Genomic DNA, 19,167 nt, shown 5'->3' on the forward strand with positions numbered 1-19,167 from the left:
TCCGCACCCCAGAGTGATCCGCCCTTAGGCAGAGTTTCCCGGCTTTGCTCAGGGTGACGGGCTGGTGACGCCCCCTGATTTCGTCAGCGTGATCGGAGCCTTGTTCCCGATCGCGCCGTGTGGCCGTTCCTCGTTGTAGTATCTACGCCAAGCCTCCAACTTTTCGGTCGCATCCGCAAGGGTGAGGAACCAATGCTGGTTCAAGCACTCGGTCCGGAACCGGCCGTTGAACGCTTCGATGAATGCATTGTCGGTCGGCTTGCCGGGGCGCGAGAAGTCGAGGGTCACGCCACGCTGATAGGCCCAGAGGTCCATGTCGCGAGACACGAACTCGGTGCCCTGATCGACTCGGATAGTCTTCGGATAGCCTGTCTGTCGGCACACCCGGTCCAGCGTTGCGACCACATCCTCGCCGCGGTAGCTGAACCGGACATCGAGCACTGGCACGTAGCGTGAGAAGGTGTCGATGACTGTCGGAACCCTCAGCTTCTTGCCTGTCGCAAGCTGATCGTGAACAAAGTCCATTGCCCAGACGTCGTTCGGGCCGACCGCCTCGGCGCGGTCGTCACGCAGCTTGGCCTTCACACGGCGCTTCGGCGTCTTGTTCCTGAGTTGCAATCCCAACTCCCTGTAAATCCGATAGACTTTCTTGATGTTGATGTTCCAGCCCTCACGTTCGAGCAGGACGTGAACGCGCCGGTAGCCATACCGCACGCGCGTTTCACAGATCTCCCGGATCCGCTTGGCGACAGTAGCCTGATCGGCGCGGCGAGACTTGTAGTGGAACTGACCTGCCCCCCGCGGGATCCCTCAACGTAGTGTAGAGTCTGCGCCAACTCTGAAGGAGCAGACGAATGCGAAAAAGCCGTTTCACCGAGGCGCAGATTATTGGGATGATCAAGGAGCAGGAGGCAGGCATGCCGACAGCTGATGTGTGCCGCAGGCATGGCCTCAGCCCGGCGACCTTTTACAAGTTCAAGGCCAAGTATGGTGGCATGGAGCTCTCCGAGGCAGCCAGGCTGAAGGCGCTCGAAGACGAAAACGCCAAGCTCAAACGTCTGTTGGCCGACACCATGCTCGACAACGTGGTTCTGAAGGATCTGCTGGGAAAGAACTGACGACATTGACCAGGCGGCGAGAGGCGGCGCTCAGGGCGATGCGGGATCATGACATCTCGCAGCGTCGGGCCTGCCAGCTTGTCGGTGTCGACCCCAAGACGGTCCGGCGCACACGCCCGCCGGACTGCCCCGAGATCCGCGAGGAGATGAAGGAGATCGCCGGGAAGCGGCGCCGGTTTGGCTATCGCCGGATCGGCATCCTGCTTGAGCGCAAGGGCATGACCATGAACCACAAGAAGCTGTATCGGCTCTATCGCGAGGAAGGGCTATCGGTGAAGCGACGGCGTGGACGCAAGCGGGCTCGCGGGTCACGCACGCCGATGCCTGCGGCGGCGCATCCCAATGCGCGCTGGTCGCTCGACTTCCTGGCGGACAGCTTCGGCGCCTCGCGCAAGTTCCGTATTTTGGCCGTGATCGACGATTGTTGCAGAGAGAACCTGTGCCTGGTCGCCGATACCAGTATATCGGGCAAGCGTGTTGCCCGTGAACTCGATGCGCTGGTGCGGATCTACGGAAAGCCTGCTTGCATTGTCAGCGACAACGGGACGGAGTTCACCAGCCGGGCCATCCTGAGATGGGCCGACCAGAACGCCATTCCCTGGCACTACATCGACCCCGGCAAGCCGCAGCAGAACGCGTTCATCGAGTCCTTCAACGGAAGCCTGCGCGACGAATTATTAAACGAGGAGATCTTCGACACACTGGACGATGCCCGGCGCAAGTTGGCGCTCTGGCGCTACGACTACAACGCCGTCAGACCGCACTCGTCTCTGGGAAACCAGACGCCGCTCGAAGCGCGCCGGACGCTTGAGCAATTTGAGGGCTCCGCGCCCGGCGCGCTTGCCCACAACAACCGATCCGACTACCAATCTCAAACCTGCAGACTCTCGTTATGAACGAGGGCCCCAAGGGGGGCAGGTCACTGGACTTTTACTGTGCGGTCGGAATAGCGCGCCGAGTACACTACTGCGTCGCTTCCACTGTGGCTCCCGAAATAAGCTCCTCGACAAGAAAAGCTGTAAGCTGCTGGCGGGTGTTTCGGCCGGATTTACGGAAGACAGCGTTCAGTTGGGTTTTCACGGTGGACTGCGATTTTCCGCGCAGCTCCGCGATCTCGCGATTCGAGAACCCTTTCATCGCGTATATAGCGACAGCACGCTCGGAGCTCGAAAGCTTCCAAGCATCAAAGAGGTCTTCAATATGGGTCTGGAAGTGGCCCTGAACTACATCGATCTGGCGCCCCATTGCCGCGATTCGCTTGCGGCTGTGGCGCACGAACAACGCGCTGCTAATGACACCGACAATCAACCCAACGCTGGCGAAAACTTGAATATATTCCTGGACCGCCCAAGGCAAAAGCCAACTGCGCAAACCCAGCACCTCGGACCACAGATCGCCGACGAAGAAAGCGGCACTGAGACTTTGTACCACCAACGCCACGTGAAGAAAGAGGGAACGACTCAGCCGCGTGGTCAGACGCCGAGTTGCGGATGGGACTTTCTTCGCTAGACCGGCCTGAGAAGGAGGCAGTACGTCGTGGCTCAGGTCTTTCACGGTTCAAAGACCTCCCAGTCCGCTGCCGCCGCCCCCAGACGAGACCGCGCTGCTCGATCCGTCCGTCCCTCCCGTTGCGCTGAGCGACGCCCCCACAGAGAGCCCCCCCCTCTCGCCCTTGGTAGAGGGACCAGATGCAGCGGAGCCTTCGTGTTGCGCTCCGGAGTGGCCAGTGTCCGCGCGGTCGCCCTCGAAACGCTTGATTATCGCATCGCGTTTGATTTCACCGGTCGAGCTACTTACGATCACCTCCCGCAACTGCGTCCGGTTGCGGGCGAGAATTTGGTAACGCCCGAGAAAAGTTCGACTCACCCGTTGGATCGCGTAGCCCTGCGCTTTGAGAGATTGGATGACCTTCAGATACGTCGCGTTCGCCACCTGCACGGGGCGCGTCAACGCCGAAGCGCTATCGGGAAGCGCTGCGGGCGGGCCGCCTATTGCGATGGCTAGTAGCACCGCGCGAGCTGCCGAAAAACGGGATTTGTCAAAGAGGGTCATAAATGTCTCCTCTAAAGATACATCGCTTCCACCGCCAGCACATGCAAACGCTTCGTTACTACGAAAGTAGTGGCATGATCGATCATATTTCCCCAATTCCGTAAACAGGGTCGAACAAATCTTTCGAGAATGAAACTGATCGGGCCCGTACCGGATGCGATCTCGAGAAAACTTGATAACTCGCCGGGTAAAATCGCTCCCGACGTCTTAGGGACGGAAAGCTCCCGCGCTCTCGGGATCGGAAGAGGGCGCGGGAGCCCTTGGCCCTCAGGGGGCCAAGGAGAGAACACAAGCTCAAGGCTCATCTGTCCCAAAAGGCGAGCGAACGGTTTTCGGTCGTTAGCCTGCGTTATCAATCACAATTATGATGTCGCCGCCCGCAGTCTGCGCCACGCCGATCACATCGCTGGCAACGTAACCCTTTGCGGAAAGTGCGGCGGAGAGCTTCGCATTCTCCGAGATCGACTTTTGGACCTTGCCGATCGTCGATTTCTGGGAGTCGATGGCCGATTCGACTCGCGAGGTCAGCGCTCGGGAACCAGTCTCAAGATCAGTGAGTGTCACCAGCTTGACCTGTGCGGCAGCATCGCTGTCCGCGAGCTTCGCGCTCACGTCGCCCATGGCGTTGGCCTTTGCCTGGGTCTCCAAAGTGGAGACGAGAGAACCTACGGTCATGGCGCTCGATTGGGTCGCGACTTTTGCGGCATCGAGTACAGTGCCCGCCTCAGGGGTTTGCGCTTCTGCCTGCCCTGCGGCATTCGCACCCGTTGCGAGCGCCGCGCTCGAGCCGGCATCCGAGCTGATTTGCGCGCCGGCATTCACGCCGACCGAAGACCCAACTTCCGCGGCGGATGCAGCCAGTGGCACGCCGACGCCGAGAGCTGTGATAGCGAGAATGCCTGCGACGGTCATTTTGCTGCCATAGATCATTTTGAACTCCTTCTTGTTGCAAGATTATGCCACGCACGATGATCGCGTCGCGGCTCTCATGCCCTATAAAAAGGGGGGTCGGCGGCAGAATACCATCATCCAAACGGGTGAAACTGGCTCTTTGGTCCTTCTGGGCCAAAGGGTTACGTGGATTTTCTTTTCAATTGATGGCACTGCGCCGCTAGACGTCAAAGCGCTCGGACCCGGCACTTGTTGCCTGAGCGAACGACGTGGATTTTCTGTAGAGTGCGCGCCGAACAACTGGTCACGGCAGACGCTCGCAAGTGGTCACGTCCGTCAAGGTGGTGTAATTTCCCGGATGGCCTGAGGGCATGATCAGGCGGCTTTCGTGGTTATGCTGAGAATGGGGTCGATCTCCTCCTTGTCGATCTGGGCGAAGGCCTCGACCATCATGTAGCGGCTCGAGGTCTGCCACTCGTCATTCTGCTCGAACAGCACCGCGCCGATCAGGCGCATGATGGACGCCTCGTTCGGGAAGATCCCGACGACGTCGGCGCGGCGCTTCACTTCCTTGTTCAGACGCTCGATCGGGTTGGTGCTGTGCAGCTTGGTGCGGTGCTGGCGGGGGAAGGACATGTAGGCCAGCACGTCGTGCTCGCTGGCGTCCATGAGATCGGCCAGCTTTGGCCAGCGCGGGCGCAACTGCTCGGCCACCTTGCGCCAGGTTTCGCCGGCATGGGCGCGGTCGGGCTGGTCGAAAGCTTGGCGGATCGCTGCGGCAACGACGGTGTGTTGCCCGCGCGAGACGTGCGCCAGAGCGTTGCGCATCCAGTGAACGCGACACCTCTGCCAGGTCGCTTCGAAGACCCTGGCGATGGCCGCCTTGAGGCCGGTATGGGCGTCGCTGATCACCAGCCTGATGCCGCCAAGGCCCCGAGCGCGCAGGGAGCGAAGGAACTCGGTCCAGAAGGTCTCGGCCTCCGAGGGACCGATCCCCAGGCCGATGATTTCCCGGCGCCCCTCGGTGTTGGCGGCCACCGCGATTATCGCCGCGACCGGCACGATCCGGCCACCCTGACGCACTTTCAGGTAGGTCGCGTCGAGCCAGACATAGGGCCATTCGCCGGTCAGCGGCCGGTTCAGGAACTCGCCGACCCTCTCATCTATGTCCTTGCAGAGCTTCGAGACCGTGCTCTTGGAAATGCCGTTCAGCCCCATCGCCTGCACCAGCTCGTCCACCCGCCGGGTGGAGACGCCGCTGATCCACGCCTCCTGGATGACGGCCACCAGCGCTTGTTCCGAGGTTTTGCGGGCCTCCAGGAAGCCCGGGAAGTAACTGCCCTGCCGAAGCTTGGGCACCCGCAGGTTCAGTGTGCCCAAACGGGTATCGAGAGCGCGCTCTCGATACCCGTTTCGCCAGGTCGTGCGTTCGCCGCAGCGTTCATGCCGACCGGCGCCGATCAGGCCGTCAACATCGGCCTCCATGATCAGTTGCAGGACAGCCTCGGCGATGCTGCGCAGGAAGTCTCCTTGATCGTGCTTGGCCAGAAGCGCGGACAGGTCCATGTTGGTCTTGGTCATCGGGGTCTCCGTAGGGTTCGCGGTTGAAGTCGCCAAACTCCACCTCGACCATACACCTCGATGGCCACCCGGGATTACACCTTTGACGGCGCAGAAATTACACCACGTCCTCGGACACTAACTCGCAAGTTGCCTTCAGAAATGCATCAAGGGCCCGAATTCAAATGTGGGACGTCGTAAGGATGATATCCAAATGACCATCGCGTTGACGATCACAAACCCCGCATACCGGCGCGGGTACCTAGGGTCAGGATGCATTGATTTCGCGCGAACAGCATGGTTCACGGCTTTGAAAACGGAGCGGTGACATGAGCGATCTCTTCTGGCTGACCGACGCGCAGATGGCACGCCTGGCCCCTTTCTTCCCCAAGCCTCATGGTAAGCCTCGGGTCGATGACAGGCGGGTTTTGAGCGGGATTATCTTCCTCAATCGCAATGGCTTGCGTTGGCGAGATGCGCCGAAGGAGTATGGTCCGCATAAGACGCTTTACAGCCGGTGGAAGCGGTGGAGCGAGAAAGGCATCTTCGCGCGGATGATGGTGGGTCTGGCCGCTGAGCACGGCGAAGAGAAGACCGTGATGATCGACGCGACATATCTCAAGGCCCATCGAACGGCGACCAGCATGGTCGCCAAAAAGGGGGGCGCGGTCGTCTGATCGGTCGAACCAAAGGGGGCATGAACACGAAGCTGCACGCCATCTGCGACAGTCAGGGGCGACCGATCGACCTGTTCGTCACCGCCGGACAGGTCAGCGATTACATCGGCGCGCGCGCATTGCTCAGCGGCCTACCAAACGTCAAATGGCTGCTCGGGGATCGTGGCTATGACGCTGACTGGTTCAGAGAAGCGTTGCAGGACAAGGGGATACGCGCCTGTATTCCAGGCCGAAAGAAACGCAAGAAGCCGGTCAAATACGACAAACGCCGATACAAGCGCCGCAATCGCATCGAGATCATGTTCGGAAGACTTAAGGACTGGAGGCGTGTGGCCACCCGATATGACCGGTGCCCAAAGGTCTTCCTTTCGGCCATCGCCCTCGCCGCCCTCGTCATCTACTGGTTATGAATCCTGACCCTAACGTCGACGGCCGGTGTATACACGGGGCTATTCAAACAGTGCTAGCCAACAAGCCACACGATCGTCTATTCTGTGCCGCCTTTTGGGCGCATTCCTTGACAACGGTCAGGAAACGCGCTCCATCGACAAGGGGGATCCTACAATTTTGGCTGCATTGGAGCCCGAACTGTACACCTATCAGCCTTTCACCTTTACGGGATTTCTGCTAAATGTGATCGAGTACTTTGGATGCACCGAAATGGCCTTCAGAGAATAGACGCCTTTCCATCTTACCGCGATCGACGTTGCGAGCCACCAATCTCTTTCAGGCGCATCGTTGATTGACCTAGCGAAGACCCCACAGCTTAGCAGGTCGATAGCGGGAAGCAGCCGGGCAGTCGTCCGGCTGCTTCGAACTAATCAAGATGCTCTGCCTGATCTGATCCCCGGAAACTGGACCGTTTGAAGCTGGAGTTTTCCGCTACGCTTCCTTGGCTGGAAGAGGAGTGGAGTCGCATGAAGGCGAGCAAATTTTCGGACGCGCGGAAAGCATGCGTAATTGGGCTGACCCTGCTCTAAGGTCGAGCTCCCGATAATATCTCAGCATTGCTGTGAGAATAGGGAGACAGAAAATGGAATACTTCGTTGGTTTGGATGTGTCGCTTCGGTCTTGCGCGCTTTGCATTGTGGACGGTCGTGGCAAGGTTTGCATGGAGCGAGAGCTCCCGTGTGAGGTCGACGAAATCGCCAACTTCCTGAATGCGTTCGGCGCCGCAATCGTGCGGATCGGCTTTGAGGCTGGCGCGCTGAGCCAGCACCTTTTCTTCGGCCTGCAAAACATGGGTTTCGAGATCGTGTGCATGGAAGCTCGCCAGGTCAGTGCCGCACTTTCAGCGATGCGGAACAAGACAGACAAGACGGACGCCAAGGGCATTGCCCAGATTTTGCGGACGGGTTGGTTCAGCCCGGTGCATATGAAGAGCCGGGAGGCCCACGGGCTACGGGCCCTGCTGAGCACCAGAAAGGCCTTGCTGAAGAAAACAATGGACTTGGCAAACGAAGTGCGTGGATTGCTGAAGATATTCGGTGTTCGCCTTCCCCGGACCGTCAAGCACGGTAGCTTCGACGGTCTCGTGAGGCCCATGATCGAGATGGATGAAGTTCTCGCGCACGCGGTCATTCCGTTGCTCGATGCACGTGCCGTCCTGTTCCAGCATTATCTTGAGCTGGATCGACGGGTGAAGCGTGCGGCGTCGCAAGACGAGGTCTGCATGCGGATGATGACGGTGCCTGGTGTAGGCCCGATCGCTGCTCTAACATTCAAAGCAGCGGTCGATGATCCCAATCGGTTCAAACGGTCTCGCACAGTAGCCGCGCACTTTGGTCTCACGCCGAGGCGATACCAGTCCGGCGAACACGACAACCCAGGTCGCATCTCCAAAGCCGGTGATCAGAATGTCCGAGCGACGCTCTACGCTGCCGCAAATGCGTTGCTTATGCGAACGATGGCCGGATCGCAGATCAAGTCTTGGGGCATGCGCCTCATGCGCACCAAAGGCCGCCGCCGTGCCGTCGTCGCGGTGGCTCGCAAACTGGCCGTCCTTTTACATCGGATGTGGATCGACGGCACAGAGTTCCGTCAGGAAAAAGTGGGAGGCCATTGACCTGCCACTGAACTTTCATCCAGCCGCGACCGGAGCCCGGTTGGTGTTTACGCCGATCGGCGCAGGTTGAGCAATCGCCCGACGCGCGGAGCTATCATCTCGCGCAGCGGGGCGGGCGATTGCGGAGGTCAGGGCCCGCGCGTAGTCAGCCGGTGTCTGGTAGTCCAAGGCCGAGTGCGGGCGTTCGGTATTGTAGTCGGCAGCCCAGGCGGCGATCACGATCCGCGCGTGGGCCAGGTTTCGGAACATGGTCTCGTTGAGCAGCTCGTCCCGCATCCGCCCGTTGAAGCTCTCCACGAAGCCGTTCTGCATCGGCTTGCCCGGGGCGATGTAGTGCCACTCGATCCGGTGCGCGGTAGCGAAGGTTAAGATTGCGTTACTGGTTAGTTCGGTGCCGTAGCACGTCCGGAAGCCGGCTGTTTTAGAAGGTTATGGCCGCTCGCGGAGCCCTCCCATCGCGCAGCGGGCGGCCATAACCGGGCTTGGGTCTCTATAGTGGTTTTGGGAACCACACCACAGAGGAGACCGGCTATGACCAAGGTTCAACATACTGCGGATGCCCGTGTTCTGGTAGGCATCGACATCTCCAAACACCGCCACGAGGTGTTGATTGCCGCCCCTGGCAAGCGGCGCCGGCGGCGACTGACCATCACGAACACCGTGGACGATATCGACCGTCTGATTGCCTTGCTTGGAGATTACAACTCTCCGGTGCAGATAGGCTTCGAGGCCACCGGCAACTATCATCGGGCGCTGATGTATCGGCTTGGCGCCGCGGAGTTCGATCTCAAGCTCGTCTCATCGATCGCGATGGCGCTGACCCGTGAAGCCCTGCACAACAGCTGGGACAAGAACGATCCGAAGGACGCCCAGGTCATCCTTCACATGCTGCAGATCGGGGCGACCCAGATCTTCCTGGACCCTCTGCGTGCCGGCACCAACGACATTCAGGAATTGTCGAAGACGCACGAGATCGTCTCGCGAGCCAAGACGGAACTGTGGCACCGGATACAGGGTCACTACCTGCCGCTCTACTTTCCTGAGGCGACACGTTTCCACCGCAGCTCGCGCAGCGACTGGTTCCTGGCCTTTCTCGAGATGTTCCCGTCGCCGCATCTGATCGCCGCGATGGACAAGGAGGCCTTCATTGCCGCGGCCTGGCAGGTGGTCGGGCGCAAGGTCTCCAAAACTGCCCTCATCTCGGACATTTACGAGACCGCACGCTGCTCGGTCGGCCTGCCGGTCGCGGAAGACTCCGATGCCTTGCGCATGTTCCGGATGGTGCTCGCTGAGGGGCGCAGCCTGATCCGCCAGCGCAATACGATCGAGGTCCGTGCCACCGAGCTGCTCGGCGATCACCCTGACTACCGGCTGCTCACCTCTGTTCCGGGCATCGGACCGATCAACGCGCTGACGATCCTGGCCGAGGCCGGGGATCTGCGCCGCTTTCCCCACCATCGTCAGTTCCTGAAGTTCTGCGGCATGGATCTCGCCACGGTCCAGTCCGGCATGTTCCGCGGCCAGAGCCGGATCTCGAAATATGGTAATGCCCGGCTGCGACGCACGCTCTGGATGGCCGGCCAGACCGCCGTGCTCCAGCGCACCAACAGCTTCCGGGACAAGTTCGAGCGCTATATCGCACAGGACCGCCACAACCCGCATCTCAGGCGCAAAGCCTACACAGCTGTCGCAGCCAAGATGGCCCGAACCATTCACGCCGTGATCAAATCCGGCGACCCCTATCGCCCCTTCTTCGAAGGGGTGAGCCCAGGCGGAAGGACCCCTCTCTGTCGTGCCGTGGAGGCAGTCCGCTGACCTCGTAGATAATGTTCGGGCCTTTCGCTTGGGAATTCGGATCTCGTCTTGAGGACGGTGAGGGCGGCGCTCAGGCTGACCCTGTGTTTGCTATGGGAGAGACCACTTCTTGACGGCGACGCCCGCCTGGGCAACCATCGACAGGGTGTCCGACCGTTCGGATGCCCCGTGACCCAATGCCTAAAACGGCAAATTCTTCCCGACGTAGGACGTTGTCAGAGACGATCATCCCCGGCTTTCCGCGGCGCTCGATCAGGGCAGTCAGTTCACGAGCCACACGGCGCCCCGAGATCGAGGTGTCCGGGATCGCCGCGAGGCACTCCCGGGTGACATCGTCGACCACGTTGAGCACCCGGAAACGCTGACCGTTGGCGAACTGGTCGTGAACGAAATCCAACGACCATCGCGCATTGGGCCGCGCCTCGACCAGGATCGGGGCTCGCGTCCCGACAGCCTTGCGCCGTGCCTTTCGTTTGCGCACCGTCAGGCCTTCTTCGCGGTAGAGCCGGTAGATCCGGTTGATCCCCGAGGCTTCTCCCTCGCGCCGCAGCAGCACGAAGAGCCGCCGATAGCCGAACCGCCGACGCTCGTTGGCCAGCTCCCGCAACCGCCCGCGCAGCACCGTGTCCGGCGCACGCTGCGTCTGGTAGCGGACCATCTTGCGATCCGCCCCGGCAATCCGGCACGCCCGCCGTTCCGAGAGCCCGAACTGGGCCTTCAGATGCGCGACCGCCTCGCGCTTCAAGGCAGGCGTTACCACTTTTTTGAAACCAGTTCCTTCATCGCCGCCAGGTCCAGCATCTGCTCGGCCAGCAGCTTCTTCAGCTTGGCGTTCTCGTCTTCGAGCGTCTTCAGCCGCTTTGCCTCCGGCACCGTCATGCCGCCGAACTTCGCCTTCCAGTTATAGAAGGTCCCTTCCGACATGCCGTGCTTGCGGCACAAGTCCGCGCACTTCGCGCCTGCCTCGTGTTCGGCCAGGATGCCGATGATCTGCTCGTCCGTGAATCTCGTTCGCTTCATTGTCCGTCCTCAAGTTGGGTCGGACTCTAATCGATGGTGGAGGAAAAATCCCGTGGCAGGTCAGCCAAAGCAGGTCGTTCATGTCACCACACCATCTCCCGACCCATAAACTTCACAGAGCTGCGGTCGCCGATGGCGTCTGACGTTGAGGATCAAGATTGCTTGCCGAAAGAAGCGTCCGAAACGCAGGGCTCACAATCCCATACCTGCCCCCGACAAGGTCTCGCGGGCGGCGTTGAGGTCCTCAAGCGCTGCCTTTGTCCTGTCAGGTTCGGCTGCCGAAAGCGCAACGAGGAGGCCCTCGAGCAGAGCGAGGGTGCCCGCGTGCAGACCAAAACCGTCCGTGCGGCCGCGAGGCACGCGCAGGACGAGGCGCGCGCGCGGGTCGGGCATGCGCGGCCCGTTGGAGGTGATCAGAAAGGTGGACAGGTTCAGGCGCGTTGCTCGATCAAAGAGCGCCCGCACCTCGGGATAGGGCCGATCATAGGCCAGTGCGATAACGGTATCCTCCGACTCGATTCCGACAAGGTCATCGGCAAACTGCAGGCCCGTGCGTGACAAGGCCCGCGCGTCGAAGCCGAGGCGTTGAAGCTGCACCGCGAAATAGCCGGCGATGAAGCCCGACGGCCCGATGCCGAAGACATGGATGCGGCGTGCCGCGACGATCGAGGTGACAATCTCCGAAACCACTGCGTCTTCAAGCGCCTCGATGACATCAAGCGCGGCGCGCAGGGCCTGGGTCGATGTCTCTAAACCCGGGGCAGCGCCGGACTGCGACAGTTCGCGCGTCATTCGGTCCGCGAGTGTCAGATCGCGGCGCAGGTCTTCGGCCAAGGCGCGGCGCAACTCTGCCAGCCCCGCGTAGCCGAGCTTGCGTGCCGTGCGGATCACGGTGGCGTCGCTGGTTCCTGCGGCCGAGGCGATCTCTGCGGCAGAGGCGTGAAGCGCGGTCTCGCGATTCCGGGCAAGCCAGTCGAGGAGGCGCCGCTCAACGGGGGACACGGCCGCGTTGTAGCTGGAAATACGATCGGAAAACGTGCTCGTGTTCATGTTTTCTACATAGCACGTTGCATTTGCGACATACAAGCTGTAGTAGTTACGACATTCGAGTCGCATCGTCGTCGCAATCGCGCCAAAACCGGAGGATGCCCATGCCACCTGATTTCTGGACCGTGCTATTCCCTGCTGTCACGGCGGCCTTCCTCGCCTCGATCGTCGAGGTAGTCGAGGCCTTCACCATCGTGCTGGCTGTCGGCACCACGCGCGGCTGGCGGCCCGCCATCGCCGGGACTGCCGCGGCACTCGCAGTCCTTGCCCTGATCGTTCTCATCCTCGGTCCGGCGCTGCGCTTCATCCAGATCCAAGCCTTGCAACTCGTCGTCGGCATTCTGCTTCTCCTGTTCGGCATGGGCTGGCTCAGGAAGGCCGTGCTTCGCTCGGCTGGCGTGATCGCCCTGCATGACGAGACGCTGGCCTATGACGCGGAAACCGCAGAGCTGCGCGCGCAAACCGGCGCGCCACGGACATTGCAGTGGATTGCTGGCATCGCCGCTTTCAAGGCGGTGCTGCTGGAGGGGCTTGAGGTCGCCTTCATCGTGGTCGCCATAGGCGCCGGCAAGGGCCTGTTGCGGGAGGCGTCGCTTGGCGCGACGGCGGCCTGCGCTCTCGTGTTGATCGTGGGCGCGGCAATGCACAAGCCGCTATCGCAGGTGCCTGAGAATACGCTGAAATTCGGTGTCGGCGTGATGCTGTCGGCATTCGGTGTCTTTTGGACCGGCGAAGGGCTTGGTGCGGAGTGGCCCGGCGCCGACCTCGCGCTGCTTCCACTGGCGGCGCTGTTTCTGTTGGCTGGCATCGGCCTTGCGCGTGTCGCGCGCACCACGCCCGCGGGGAGCAACGCATGACAATCATTGGCGATGTCTTCAAAGAACTCTTCAAGATGTTCGTGGCCGACTTGCGGCTAACATTGGCGGTGGTCGGCGGTGTAACGTTGGTGGCGACATTCATGGGCTCGGGAGGGCTCGGGCCGGTTGGCGCGGGCCTAACGCTTGCCATCGGCTGCGTTCTGGTGCTCGGTGAAGCGGTCCTGCGTGAGGCGCGCAAACGCAAGTAGCGCACCGGGATCGGTTAACTGTCTGACCGGTGGATAGCCCGATGCGAAATATCGGGATCGGTCGAACTGAGCCGGATCCTTCGACGACGAGCCAATGGCAAAATCGAATCCACGTGCAGACATGCTATCGCCGCTCGGATCGGCTTTGAGCCTGCGCGTCGGCATCACTGGCACCGAGGGCCGCGCAGGATCGCCATTGCTTCTACGCCTCACGACTTTTGAAAAAGCGCCGGACGTAGAAGCCGACCCCGATCAGGATCGCAACGAGCACCACGCCATTCAGGGCGTGCATCGTGTTGCGCAGGGCCGGGCTTTTGTCCCACGCTTGGCCGAGCTTGAGGCCGACATAGGCGAGGACGAGGCACCAGGGCCAAGATCCGATGAACGTGTAGATCTGGAACTTCCAGAACGGCATCCGAGCGATACCGGCCGGGAGGGAGATGAAGGTCCGCACGAGCGGCAAAAGCCTCGAGACGAAAGCCGCGGCACTGCCATAGCGGGAGAACCAGCGATCGGCCCGGTCCAGATCCGATTGGCTGAGCAAAATGTATCGCCCCCAACGTTCGACGGCGCGGCGACCGCCGTAAGCACCAACGAAATAGGCGAGGGTCGACCCGATATTGCAGCCGATTGCGCCAACGGTGGCGACCAAAAGCAGCGAGAACTGACCTTTCGAGGCGAGATAGCCCGAGAAGGGCATGATCACTTCCGATGGGAGCGGGATACAGGCGGATTCGATCGCCATCAGCGCAGCGATCCCAGCATAGCCCATGGAACTGATCGCATGGGTTATAAAGCCCGCGATGGCTCCCATCAGTCCTGAAATCATGTCTCATTCCTCCCGCATCTGGCCCTGTGCTTCCCCTGAGGTTTCCGGCAAAGACCCTGCCTTGCGGTCGTGGGGAAAACTGAAGGTGTGGCGGCGGCGAAGGCGGGAAAGAAAGCTCGCGAAACCGTGTCCCAGCCGCGAGAGACATCGGTCGGGCGGGCTCACCGTGAAACGCGTGAATGCGTGCATCACTCCCGCGTTTGTCCCTTCGCTGGTAGAACGTCATTAGCGCGGCACATTTCACCCATCACAACGTCGGAAAGCGCATCTCCACCCGCAGGCCGCGTTCGAGGTTTTGCAGGCGCAGCTCGCCCCCGTGTATCTGCGCGATGGCGTCGACGAGGCTCAGGCCCAAACCGCTGCCTTGGGTGTTGCGGCTCTGGTCGAGGCGGACGAAACGTTCGCGCACCCGCGCCAAGTCGCGGTCCGGGATGCCGGGGCCGTTATCTGTCACGCTCAACACGACTTGTTGGCTTTCCGCATGCACGCCTATCGAAACCCGCGCCGGGGAGGGGCTGTAGCGAAGCGCGTTGTCCACGAGGTTCACGAGCGCCTGAAACAGAAGCTCGCGATCGCCCTCGATGGAAATGCTCTCCGGCAGTTCGAGCGCCAATTCCTGCCCTGCATCCTCTGCACCCGCGCCAAGCATCTCCGCGACATCTTGGCAGAGCTGCGTGAGATTGACGGGCAAACGCGTGATCTCGACCATTCCGGCCTGCATGCGGGACAGGCGCAGGATTGCATCGAAGGTTTCCGAGACCTGATCGAGATCGCTCAGCGCTTTCCCGATCTCGCCGCGCTGCGCCAACGGTAGGGACGCATCCAATGCCACCGGCTCGAGCCGCAGTCGCAGTCGGGCGAGCGGCGCGCGCAGGTCATGGGCGACATCGGTCGAGACCTGACGGATCGACGCGATCCCCGCCTCCAACTGGTCGAGCGCCTCATCCACGCTTTGCGCCAGACGCGCCACGTCGTCATCGCCTTCGTCGCGAATGCGCAACCCGTGGCGGCCTTCGCCAACCGCGTGAAGGACCTGCTCCATCCGGTCGATGCGGGCCTCGTTTCGCCGCGCGATGAAGACCGCAAAACTGATCGACAGCAGAAGTGCGAGGCCGAGACCCCAGCCGAAGCTCGTGGCGAGGATTTCGCCCTGTTCGCGCAGCCATGCATCGTCGCGCCCCGTCATCAGCCAGCCTGACGGAAGCTGCATCCCGAAGGTGACGTAACCTTCGGGACATTCGCACCGGGTGGGTCGAGCAGCGTCAGGCCGGTCCCCGGTTCGAGGTGTCGCGTGCCTTCGAACGAGGCGGCGACGCGGACATTGCCAAGTGCGTCAGAGCCATCGGCCGGCACGAAGGTCACGATATTCGCGCCGTCGCGACTCGTCGTCATCCGCGCTGTGATCTGCTCGCTCAGGTCCTGCATGTTGGCGCCGCGGGCAGAGAGGGCGAGCGCCTCGGTATCGGCGCGGACCTCGCCCTCGAGGCGGAGGCTCATTTCCTTGGATTGCAGCGTGTAGGAGACCCCGCCCGCGACCAGTGCGGCAAACGCGAAGACCGTGGAGATCGCGATCGCAAAGCGCATCGACCAAGTGAACGCGCGCATCACGTCGCCTCGAACACGTAGCCGATCCCGTGCAGCGTGGTCAGGTAGGGGGTGGCGAAAGGCTTGTCGATCTTACCGCGCAGCCGGCTGATATGGGTCTCGACGACGCTGCTTTTCGGATCGAAATGGATGTCCCAGATCGCCTCCAGCAGGATCGTCTTCGTTTGCACCCGGCCGGGACGTTCCATGAAGTGCTTCAGGAGCATGAATTCTCGCGGCTGCAATTCGATGCACTGCCCGTCACGCCATGCCTCGCGGGCGAGAAGGTCGAGCCGCAGGTCGCCCTGCACCAGTTCGGTCACCTCGACCTTGAGGGCGGGGCGACGCGCGATCGTGTCGATCCGTGCAAGCAGCTCCACGAAGGCGAAGGGTTTGACCATGTAATCGTCGGCCCCCGCACGCAGCCCGGCGACGCGATCCTCGACGCTGCCCATCGCGGTCAGCAGAATGACGGGCGTGGCGATCTGCGCGGCGCGCAACGCCTTGAGCAGGGCCAACCCGTCGAGTCCCGGCATCATCCGGTCGAAGATGAACAGATCGTAGCTCTGCGCGGTGGCTTGGGTCAGCGCTTCGCGCCCGTCGCGGAGCAGGTCGACGGCATGACCTTCTCCGGTCAGCCCCTTGCGCAGGTAGTCTCCGGTTTCGGCATCGTCTTCGGCAATCAGGATCTTCATCGCACCATCTTTCGATAACGGATCGGGATTGTCACGGTCGGGAAATCACGGCCTGTGCAATTTCTTACGGATTTGTAAGACTTTCACAAAGCAGTTACTCGCGCGCCACGACATAGACAAAGAACATGGGGACGTAACGATGACACTATTTGATCCTGCACAGACGCGGCCGAGCCTGTCCCGGCTGAAGACGATCTGGCCGATCGTGCTGGGTCTTGTCCTCTTCCTGATGGGGCTCTGGGCGCTGCATCACCTGCTGGCCAGCATCGACGTGCGCCAAGTCATCGTCCAGATCAAGGCGACGCCCTGGCCAACGCTGGGCGCCGCGCTCGGCGCGACCGCTTTGGGTTATCTCGCGCTTGTCGGCTACGATTTCTGGGCGCTGCACTATCTCGGAAAACGCCTGCCGCTGCGCACCGTCGCCTTGGGAGGGTTTCTTGGCTACGCCTTCGGCAACACGGTCGGCATCAGCGTGATCTCGGGCGGGGCCGTGCGTTACCGGATCTACTCGGCCGCCGGGCTGAACGCCTTCGAAGTCGCCGGGCTGTCTTCCTATATCGCGGTCGCGATGGGCATGGGGCTGACGCTTGTGGGCGTGCTGGCGCTGGCGGTTCACCCCGCGGCGCTTGCCGGCGTGATCTCGGCGTCGGAGGCCGCGATCCGGCTCGGTGCGATCGGGATTTCGGCGCTGATCCTCGGCGGAGCGTTCTGGCTTTCCGTCACAGGGCGCGCGCTGCGTATTCGCGGCTTCGAAATCGCGATGCCCGCGCCGCGGATCCTTCTCGGTCAGCTTGTCGTGGCGCTGTTCGACTCGACCATGGCCTCGCTTGCGCTCTGGGTGCTGATGCCCGAAGGCACGCCGCCCTTCGCGAGTTTCCTGGCGATCTATGCGGCGGCAACTATGGTGGGCGTGCTCAGCCATGTGCCCGGCGGCGTCGGCATCTTCGAGACGGTGGTGATTGCGGCCCTTCCCGCGGGCGTTCCGGTGGGCGCAGCGGCGGCCGGGCTGCTGGCCTTCCGCATGATCTATTTCCTGCTGCCCTTCGCGCTGGCCTTCGCGATCGTATCGATCAACGAGGCCCGCCTTGCCGGTGGCTGGGCTGCGCGCATCTTCGGGGAAATTTCAGAGCCCATGCGCCCGGTCATGGGAGGGGTCGAAGGCGTCGCGCCGCGTATCGCAGGTATCGCAGTCCTTGGGCTTGGTTTCTGGCTGATTATCGTGGCGCTGATGCCCTCGCTGAGCCAGCGCATTGACGATCCCGGGCTGGTCGGCGCGATCCTGGCCGAAGGGGGAACGCTTGCCTGCGCGCTTGCGGGCGTATTGCTGATCGTCCTGTCGCAGGCGCTTGTGCGTCGGGTGCAGCTTGCGCACAGCCTAACGATCGGGACCCTGATCGTGGGTGTCTTTGCCGTTCTTGCCGACGATCTCGACACGGAATCGGCGGTGGTGCTGGGCCTTGCCGCCCTCGCGCTCTGGCCGTTTCGGCGTGCCTTCCACCGGCAAGCGGCGCTCAGCGAGGGCGGCTTCGGACCGATCTGGGTGGCGCTTCTGGCCGGAATGCTGGCCTCTGCAGCGATGTTCTTCTTTCTTGCCCACGAGGCGACGCCCTATACCAATGCGCTCTGGCTCGACTTCACGGCAAAATCCGCCACGCCACGTGCACTGCGCGCGGGTTTGCTGGTCAGCGCACTTATGCTGGGGCTGCTGCTCTGGCTCGCATTGCGTCCGTCGCGCAGCTTCGCACTGACGCCCGACCCCGACCAGGATCGCGCCGTGTCAGAGATCCTTGAAACTCAGGACACACCCCAAGGCTGGTTCGCTCTGACCGGAGACAAGCAGGTGGTCTTCTCGTCCGAACGTGACGCGTTCTTGATGTATGCGCGCCGCCACGGCCTTTGCGCGGTTCTGGGCGACCCGGTCGGCCCGCCCGAACCCGCGCGCCAGCTCGCTTGGGACTTCCACGAACGTGCGCGCCGCGAGGGGATCACACCGGTATTCTACGAGGTCTCGACCAAATACCTGCCGCTCTGGATCGAGATGGGCTATGCGCTGCACAAGATCGGCGAAGAGGCGGTGATCGAGCTTCAGAACTTCTCTCTCGCGGGATCGAAATACAAGACGATGCGCGCCGAGCAAAACCGGGCGCTGCGTGAAGGGTGCTCACTCGAGATCGTCTCGCCACCGCATGATCCCGCGCTGATTGATGAGCTCCGCGCAATCTCAGATAGCTGGCTTGCAGGGCAAAAGGGCAAGGAGAAGGGGTTCTCGGTCGGTCGCTTCGAGCCCAGATATCTGAACCATTGCGAGCTTGCCCTGATCCGGCGCGACGGCCAGATCCTCGGCTTTGCCAATCTGCTTGGCAGCCCCGGAGCGCAGCATTTCGGGATCGATCTGATGCGCTATCGCCCGGAGGCCGCAGACGGCGTGATGCAGTTCCTGTTCCTCGCGCTGATCGAGGCGTTGCGCGATCGAGGTGCGACCGAGCTTAGCCTTGGGCTTGCGCCGCTTGCGGGGCTGTCGGACCGGGTCTCCGCGCGGCTGACGAGCCGTTTGGGCAATCTCATCTACCGACACGGCGGCAGTTTCTACAATTTCGAGGGGCTGCGGCGCTTCAAGCAGAAGTTCCGCCCCGACTGGCGGCCGCGCTACGTAGCATTGCCGCCGGGAACCTCACCCTATCTCGCGTTGACCGAAATCGCCCTTCTAATTTCGGGCGGCGCGCGCAATCTCTTCACGAAAGACTGACA

Annotated in this window: 16 protein-coding genes and 3 pseudogenes; 7 read left to right on the plus strand and 12 right to left on the minus strand. The window is 61.8% G+C overall.

From position 1 onward, the window contains the following. Positions 1-48: 48 nt before the first annotated feature. Positions 49-786: pseudogene (locus BMG03_RS19365) on the minus strand (IS3 family transposase); the annotation flags it as partial. Positions 787-854: 68 nt separating this feature from the next. On the opposite strand from BMG03_RS19365, the gene BMG03_RS19370 reads away from it, so the two are divergent. Beyond that, positions 855-2,014, plus strand: a protein-coding gene (locus BMG03_RS19370) for an IS3 family transposase (protein WP_244270937.1) whose coding sequence is annotated in 2 segments (ribosomal slippage) — positions 855-1,104 and positions 1,104-2,014 — 1,161 coding nt in all. Because the reading frame shifts where the segments join, the coding sequence is not laid out codon by codon here. Between the two features lie 67 nt (positions 2,015-2,081). On the opposite strand, the gene BMG03_RS19375 is transcribed toward BMG03_RS19370, so the two are convergent. From BMG03_RS19375 to BMG03_RS19390, 4 genes are all read right to left on the minus strand, one after another. Beyond that, positions 2,082-2,672 carry a helix-turn-helix transcriptional regulator gene (locus BMG03_RS19375; RefSeq protein WP_077701411.1) on the minus strand — a complete coding sequence of 197 codons (591 nt, stop codon included), beginning with the start codon at positions 2,670-2,672 and terminating at the stop codon, positions 2,082-2,084. 3 nt (positions 2,673-2,675) lie between these two features. Further along, the gene (locus BMG03_RS19380; RefSeq protein WP_075777672.1) at positions 2,676-3,170 is read right to left on the minus strand and encodes a hypothetical protein; all 495 of its coding nucleotides are present in this window, start codon (positions 3,168-3,170) and stop codon (positions 2,676-2,678) included. A gap of 339 nt (positions 3,171-3,509) precedes the next feature. After that, positions 3,510-4,100: a hypothetical protein gene (locus BMG03_RS19385; protein WP_075777673.1), complete on the minus strand. Its 591-nt coding sequence runs from the start codon at positions 4,098-4,100 to the stop codon at positions 3,510-3,512. A gap of 336 nt (positions 4,101-4,436) precedes the next feature. Beyond that, a complete protein-coding gene (locus BMG03_RS19390; RefSeq protein WP_075777686.1) occupies positions 4,437-5,642 on the minus strand; it encodes an IS256 family transposase in 1,206 nt (401 codons plus the stop codon). Positions 5,643-5,950: 308 nt separating this feature from the next. On the opposite strand from BMG03_RS19390, the gene BMG03_RS19395 reads away from it, so the two are divergent. Continuing rightward, a protein-coding gene (locus tag BMG03_RS19395) for an IS5 family transposase (protein WP_099049392.1) occupies positions 5,951-6,708 on the plus strand; the annotation gives its coding sequence in 2 pieces (ribosomal slippage) (positions 5,951-6,275 and positions 6,275-6,708; 759 coding nt in all). Between the two features lie 623 nt (positions 6,709-7,331). Next, entirely contained in the window at positions 7,332-8,363 is a 1,032-nt protein-coding gene (locus BMG03_RS19400; protein WP_075777660.1) for an IS110 family RNA-guided transposase, read from the plus strand. A 15-nt stretch (positions 8,364-8,378) separates the two neighbouring features. On the opposite strand, the pseudogene BMG03_RS19405 reads toward BMG03_RS19400, so the two are convergent. Continuing rightward, positions 8,379-8,759, minus strand: a pseudogene (locus tag BMG03_RS19405) (integrase core domain-containing protein); the annotation flags it as partial. A gap of 135 nt (positions 8,760-8,894) precedes the next feature. Between BMG03_RS19405 and BMG03_RS19410 the strand changes: the two are divergent. Beyond that, on the plus strand, positions 8,895-10,178 hold the full coding sequence (locus BMG03_RS19410; RefSeq protein WP_075777662.1) for an IS110 family RNA-guided transposase: 1,284 nt from the start codon (positions 8,895-8,897) through the stop codon (positions 10,176-10,178). A 207-nt stretch (positions 10,179-10,385) separates the two neighbouring features. Here BMG03_RS19410 and BMG03_RS19415 read toward each other — a convergent pair. Next, a pseudogene (locus BMG03_RS19415) lies at positions 10,386-11,198 on the minus strand (IS3 family transposase); the annotation flags it as partial. A 192-nt stretch (positions 11,199-11,390) separates the two neighbouring features. After that, a complete protein-coding gene (locus BMG03_RS19420) occupies positions 11,391-12,356 on the minus strand; it encodes a MurR/RpiR family transcriptional regulator (protein WP_157771625.1) in 966 nt (321 codons plus the stop codon). Here BMG03_RS19420 and BMG03_RS19425 point away from each other — a divergent pair. Both BMG03_RS19425 and BMG03_RS19430 read left to right on the plus strand, forming a co-directional pair. Next, positions 12,350-13,102 (plus strand): COG4280 domain-containing protein, encoded by a 753-nt coding sequence (locus BMG03_RS19425; protein WP_075777617.1) that lies wholly within the window; start codon positions 12,350-12,352, stop codon positions 13,100-13,102. The two genes, BMG03_RS19420 and BMG03_RS19425, sit on opposite strands and share 7 nt — an antisense overlap. Continuing rightward, positions 13,099-13,311 (plus strand): hypothetical protein, encoded by a 213-nt coding sequence (locus BMG03_RS19430; RefSeq protein ID WP_075777618.1) that lies wholly within the window; start codon positions 13,099-13,101, stop codon positions 13,309-13,311. The genes BMG03_RS19425 and BMG03_RS19430 overlap by 4 nt, the downstream gene beginning before the upstream one ends. Before the next feature lie 202 nt (positions 13,312-13,513). Here BMG03_RS19430 and BMG03_RS19435 read toward each other — a convergent pair whose 3' ends face one another. The 4 genes from BMG03_RS19435 to BMG03_RS19450 form a co-directional block, all read right to left on the minus strand. Next, positions 13,514-14,140 (minus strand): DedA family protein, encoded by a 627-nt coding sequence (locus tag BMG03_RS19435; protein ID WP_208858051.1) that lies wholly within the window; start codon positions 14,138-14,140, stop codon positions 13,514-13,516. 247 nt (positions 14,141-14,387) lie between these two features. Then, the gene (locus BMG03_RS19440) at positions 14,388-15,326 is read right to left on the minus strand and encodes a sensor histidine kinase (RefSeq protein ID WP_167733412.1); all 939 of its coding nucleotides are present in this window, start codon (positions 15,324-15,326) and stop codon (positions 14,388-14,390) included. Then, positions 15,326-15,745 (minus strand): hypothetical protein, encoded by a 420-nt coding sequence (locus BMG03_RS19445; RefSeq protein ID WP_077701414.1) that lies wholly within the window; start codon positions 15,743-15,745, stop codon positions 15,326-15,328. The genes BMG03_RS19440 and BMG03_RS19445 overlap by 1 nt, the downstream gene beginning before the upstream one ends. After that, the gene (locus BMG03_RS19450; RefSeq protein ID WP_075777620.1) at positions 15,745-16,419 is read right to left on the minus strand and encodes a response regulator transcription factor; all 675 of its coding nucleotides are present in this window, start codon (positions 16,417-16,419) and stop codon (positions 15,745-15,747) included. The genes BMG03_RS19445 and BMG03_RS19450 overlap by 1 nt, the downstream gene beginning before the upstream one ends. Positions 16,420-16,558: 139 nt before the next feature. Here BMG03_RS19450 and mprF point away from each other — a divergent pair, with 139 nt between their 5' ends. Next, positions 16,559-19,165 carry a bifunctional lysylphosphatidylglycerol flippase/synthetase MprF gene (gene mprF, locus BMG03_RS19455; protein WP_075777621.1) on the plus strand — a complete coding sequence of 869 codons (2,607 nt, stop codon included), beginning with the start codon at positions 16,559-16,561 and terminating at the stop codon, positions 19,163-19,165. Positions 19,166-19,167 lie beyond the last annotated feature (2 nt).

This window comes from Thioclava nitratireducens (assembly GCF_001940525.2).
Taxonomy (GTDB): Bacteria; Pseudomonadota; Alphaproteobacteria; order Rhodobacterales; family Rhodobacteraceae; genus Thioclava; species Thioclava nitratireducens.